The sequence below is a fragment of the Trebonia sp. genome (genome assembly GCF_049794275.1).
Lineage (GTDB): Bacteria > Actinomycetota > Actinomycetes > Streptosporangiales > Streptosporangiaceae > Trebonia.
Genome location: NZ_JBARCR010000883.1, coordinates 1 through 4,355 on the forward strand (window position 1 = coordinate 1; position 4,355 = coordinate 4,355).

The 4,355-nt window shown below is 70.8% G+C and carries 8 protein-coding genes and 1 pseudogene; 6 read left to right on the top strand and 3 right to left on the bottom strand.

The annotated features are described in order from the left end of the window. On the bottom strand, positions 1–514 hold a 514-nt coding region (locus WA805_RS22745), incomplete at its 3' end, for a hypothetical protein (RefSeq protein WP_425243356.1). A 51-nt stretch (positions 515–565) separates the two neighbouring features. Continuing rightward, positions 566–862, bottom strand: a pseudogene (locus tag WA805_RS22750) (PucR family transcriptional regulator); the annotation flags it as partial. Positions 863–985: 123 nt separating this feature from the next. Here WA805_RS22750 and uraD point away from each other — a divergent pair. The 6 genes from uraD to WA805_RS22780 all read left to right on the top strand — a co-directional run bounded on the left by uraD (position 986) and on the right by WA805_RS22780 (position 3,938). Next, positions 986–1,456 (top strand): 2-oxo-4-hydroxy-4-carboxy-5-ureidoimidazoline decarboxylase, encoded by a 471-nt coding sequence (gene uraD / locus WA805_RS22755; RefSeq protein ID WP_425243357.1) that lies wholly within the window; start codon positions 986–988, stop codon positions 1,454–1,456. Further along, the gene (uraH, locus tag WA805_RS22760; RefSeq protein WP_422276945.1) at positions 1,453–1,773 is read left to right on the top strand and encodes a hydroxyisourate hydrolase; all 321 of its coding nucleotides are present in this window, start codon (positions 1,453–1,455) and stop codon (positions 1,771–1,773) included. Before uraD ends, uraH begins: the two co-directional genes overlap by 4 nt. A 126-nt stretch (positions 1,774–1,899) precedes the next feature. Then, positions 1,900–2,328, top strand: a complete 429-nt coding sequence (locus WA805_RS22765; RefSeq protein WP_425243359.1) for a cupin domain-containing protein — start codon at positions 1,900–1,902, stop codon at positions 2,326–2,328. Then, complete coding sequence (locus tag WA805_RS22770) at positions 2,325–2,936, top strand: TetR/AcrR family transcriptional regulator (protein ID WP_422276949.1); 612 nt, start codon at positions 2,325–2,327, stop codon at positions 2,934–2,936. The genes WA805_RS22765 and WA805_RS22770 overlap by 4 nt, the downstream gene beginning before the upstream one ends. Before the next feature lie 87 nt (positions 2,937–3,023). Further along, on the top strand, positions 3,024–3,434 hold the full coding sequence (locus tag WA805_RS22775) for a pyridoxamine 5'-phosphate oxidase family protein (RefSeq protein ID WP_422276951.1): 411 nt from the start codon (positions 3,024–3,026) through the stop codon (positions 3,432–3,434). A 30-nt stretch (positions 3,435–3,464) separates the two neighbouring features. Continuing rightward, positions 3,465–3,938 carry an SRPBCC family protein gene (locus WA805_RS22780; RefSeq protein ID WP_422276953.1) on the top strand — a complete coding sequence of 158 codons (474 nt, stop codon included), beginning with the start codon at positions 3,465–3,467 and terminating at the stop codon, positions 3,936–3,938. On the opposite strand, the gene WA805_RS22785 is transcribed toward WA805_RS22780, so the two are convergent. After that, a partial coding sequence (locus WA805_RS22785; protein WP_425243360.1) for a DUF1810 domain-containing protein occupies positions 3,935–4,355 on the bottom strand: 421 nt, incomplete at its 5' end. The genes WA805_RS22780 and WA805_RS22785 overlap by 4 nt on opposite strands.

The window sequence follows — 4,355 nt, forward strand, 5'->3', positions numbered from 1 at the left end:
GGTCCCACGGGTCCCCGATGGCGCGGCGCAGCGGCGTACCGCGACCTGGCCGGAGCTCGGCGGCGGCGAACTCGTGCGCCGCCGGCCCGCCGACGTCGACGCCGTCGAAGAACCGGCCCCGGGTAAAGGTCAGGTGCGGGCGTTCGCCGGTCAGGTCCGCGTCAAGCAGCCGGTAGGTGCTGCGGTTCTCGAAGATGGCGGGGCTGGCGAGCTCTAGGACCACGTCCGAGTAGCGCCGGTAGCGGGTGCCGTCGGCGCGCGCCGGCAGCAGCTCCGGCGCGATGTCCGCGATGTCGGTGACGCGGGGCGCGGGCGCCTGCTCGCGGAACTCCAGGCGGACGTCGCCGAGCGGCACGGGGAACCGGAGCCGCCACACGGGAGGCGCGAGCAGCGGGGTGCCGGCCACCCGGTTCTCCGCCGGGTACCCGGCGGCGGCGCGCACGGCGAGGTCGTGCCGGTTGCGGTTCAGGTAGGCGTGGACGCGGAGCCACTGCTGCTCGGATTCAGAGGTCACGGGAGCACCACGTGCCCAGCCTAGGCGGCGCCCGGCGGCCCCGCGCGCGGATTACCCGCCGCGCAGCGCGAGGAAGAAGTCGACCCGGTCCGGCAGCGAGGACAGGTCACGGCCGGTCAGCGCCTCGATCCGGCCGATCCGGTACCGCACGGTGTTGACGTGCACGTACATCCGCGACGCGCACACGCTCCACGACCCATCGCAGGCCAGGAACGACTTCAGCGTGGGCAGCAGCTCGGCGCCCCGGCGGGTGTCGTATTCGGCGAGCGGGCCGAGGAGCCGGTCGCGGAATGAGCGGAGCACCGGCCGCGGGACGCTCGCGAGCAGCAGCTCGTGGGAGTGGACCTCCGGCATACCTACCTCCAGTTGGCAACCGCGCCACCGTAACCCGCGTGTGTTTAGCGGAAGCTACAAGACGAATAGCCGCGCGTTAACATCGCCTTCCCCGCCGCGGCGTGGTTGGCTGGCCGGGTGACCCTGGCGTCGTTCAACGCATCGCCGCCCGGTGAGGCGGTCGCCGTGATGCTGTCGTGCTGCGCGTCCCGGCGGTTCGCCGGCGCGATGGCGGCCGGCCGCCCGTACCCGTCGCTGGCCGCGGCCGAGAAGGCGACCAGGACCGCGTTCGAGTCGCTCGCCTGGGATGACGTGCTTGAGGCCATGTCCGCGCACCCGCGGATCGGCGACCGGGTTCACGGTCAGTCGGCGGCCGAGCAGTCCGGCGTCGGCGACTCGTCCCGCGCCACGCTGGCTGCCGGGAACGCTCTTTACGAGGAGCGGTTCGGGCACGTGTTCCTGATCTGCGCCACCGGGCTGAGCGGCGAGCAGATGCGGGCCGCTCTCGGGGCAAGGCTGGGCAACGATCCCGCGACGGAACGGGCGGTGGCGACCGCGGAGCTCGAGAAGATCACCTTGCTCCGGGTGGCGAAGGCGCTGGGCTCGTGACCGTCTCCACGCACGTGCTCGACGCGGCGCTCGGCGCGCCAGCGGCCGGCGTCCTGGTGTCACTGGCGTTCTCCGCGCCCGACGGCTGGGAGGCGATCGAGACCGGCTCGACCGACGCCGACGGCCGGCACCGGTTCGAGGCGCGGACGAGGCCGGGGGTGTACCGGGTCGTGTTCGGGACGGGCGGGTATTTCGCGGCGCGCGGGGTGGCGGCGTTCTACCCGGAGGTGACGATCACCTTCACGGTGACCGAGGGCCACTACCACGTGCCGCTGCTGCTCTCCCCGTTCGCCTACTCCACGTATCGCGGCAGCTAGTACTCCAGCCGGAAATTTTGGTTGCACTTGACTGCAGCGAACTGTATCGCCTCTTCCGGGGAGATTGGCTTCATTTGACTGAAGCCATTTATGCGGGGCGGCGAGGCCCCGGGACGGAGGCATCCGATGACGATCACGACCACCACCCTCGACACCGCCGACAGCAACCTCGTACTGGGCGAGACGCTGCGTCCGCTGCTGACCCACGCGATGGGATCGGCCGTTGAGGTCTTCGACACCAGCGGCCCCGCCGAGGCCGGGCCGCCGCCGCACCGCCACCCGTGGGAAGAGATCTACGTCGTCCTGTCCGGCCAGCTCGAGGTCACGGTCGATGGCTCAGCGCGGATCGTCGGTCCCGGAGGTGCCGCCCACGTGCCGTCCAACACCGTGCACAGCTACCGCAACGTGACCGACGTCCACTTCCTGACCATTACCACGCAGGGCGACGCCGCGGCGTTCTTCTCCGAGGTCGCGAGCGAGGTCGAGATGAACCCGCCGGACATCGCCGGGGTGGTCCGTGTCGCGGTCAGCCATGATATTGAATTCGTCATGTGAGCGAGCCCAGACGCTACGTCAGTCCCAAGCGTGAGGCGCAGGCCGCTGCAACCCGCAGCGCGATCCTCGACGCGTTCGTGAAGCAGTTGTCCGACCCCGGGCGCAATACGCTGTCACCCAGCGAGGCCGCGGTCCGGGCCGGGGTCTCGGTACGCACCGTGCACCTGTACTTCCCGAACCTCGAGAGCCAGGTCGCCGCTCTCTCCGAGTGGTTCGACCAGCATCTCAACCCAGGCGGAATCACGCCCGCCGCAGGCCCCGACGACCTGCCGCGCTACTTCCGGGAGATCCACGCCAACGCGCTGGCCAGCTCGCTGAGCCGCGCGCTGGCGACCAGCAGCGGCGAGGTCTGGCAGACGGTGCGCCGGAACCGCCGGGCGAAACGCCTCGACGCGATCCGGGCTGCGGTGGACGCTGTCGGGGCGCCCGCCCAGGCCACCGCGGAAGCCACCGCGATGGTGCTGCGGCTGTCCGGCGCCGACGCCTCGTGGCCGCTGCACGACAGCTACGGCCTGCCCCTCGAGCGCATCCCGGACGTCATCGCCCACACCGTCGAACTCATCATCCGCGACCTGCGCACCCACGTCACCGGCGACACACCCACCTGACCCAGCGCCACAGGCCGGGATGAGCGACAACACCACAAGATCTAGCTCGCCCGAGGCGGGCTGGAAGCGTCTGGAAAGATGGGCCGTATGGGATTCGAGCTAACCGAGCAGATCGAACGCCATCTGATCAGCGACCAGGTCGCCTGGCTGACCACCGTGACGTCGACCGGACGGCCCACGCCGCGGCCGGTGTGGTTCGTGTGGGACGGCTCCGCGATCACCGTCTACAGCGTGAACGGCGGCGCGAAACTGCGGCACATCGCGGTTAACGACAGCGTGTCGCTGAACTTCAACTCCACGCCGGGCGGCGGCGACGTCGTGGTGATCTCCGGCCACGCCCGGATCGTCCGCGACGCGCCGCCGCCGTCGCGGTTCCCCGGGCTGCTCGACAAGTACATGCCGGCGGTCGAGGCGATGGGCCGCCCGGCGTCGTGGTTCGACGAGAACTACCGGACGGCCATCCACATCACCGCGGAGCGCGCCTGGACGATCCCGTAGGTCCGCCGCTCGCGGTGTTAACCTGCGGGGATGGGAACGACGCGCCTCACCAGGCACATCAGGGCTCCGCGCAGCCGCGTCTACCAGGCGCTGCTGGACCCCGACGCCGTACAGCGGTGGCAGGTCCCCGACATCATGACCAGCCACGTGCACGCGTTCGACGCCAGGGAAGGCGGCGAGTTCCGGGTCTCGCTGACCTACGACGCGCCGACGGGGACCGGAAAGACCACCGCGCAGACCGACACGTACCACGGCCGTTTCACCCGGCTCGTCCCCGACACCGAGGTCGTCCAGGTGGTGGAGTTCGAGACCCCGGACCCGGCGCTGGGCGGCGAGATGACGATCACCTACGCCCTCGCCGATGCCGCCGACGGCGGCACCGTGCTCACCGGCACGCACGAGAACCTCCCGCCCGGCGTCCGGCCGGAGGACAACGAGCTTGGCTGGAGCCAGTCCATCGGCAAGCTCGCCAGGCTGGTCGAGGAAGGTGCCGGCGCGGATTAGAGGCGCGCGAGCGTGGCGTCGTCGCGGACGCCGCCGAAGTGCTTCGCCAGCACTTCGGCGAACACGCGTTCCTGCGGCGCGGCGGCCGCGAACAGCGTCATCGACGAGCGCAGCTTCATCGCGTCCACGGGACCGAAGATGTCGTCGGCGGTCCTGTCCTCGGTGCCCGCGACGATGCGGGCGCATCCGGTCAGCCGGGGGCCGAGCACCGGGTGGTTCAGGTACGCGCGGGCTTCTGTGAGCCCGGAGATCGCGTACCGCTGGGACATCGCGCTGAACCCGAGGCCCGCGACCTGCGGGAAGACGAACCACATCCAGTGGCTCACCTTCCGGCCCGCGCGCAGTTCCGCGACGGCCCGCTGGTAGGTGCCGCCGGCATCCTGCGCCTGCGCGAACCGCTCAAGCCGGTAAGGATCG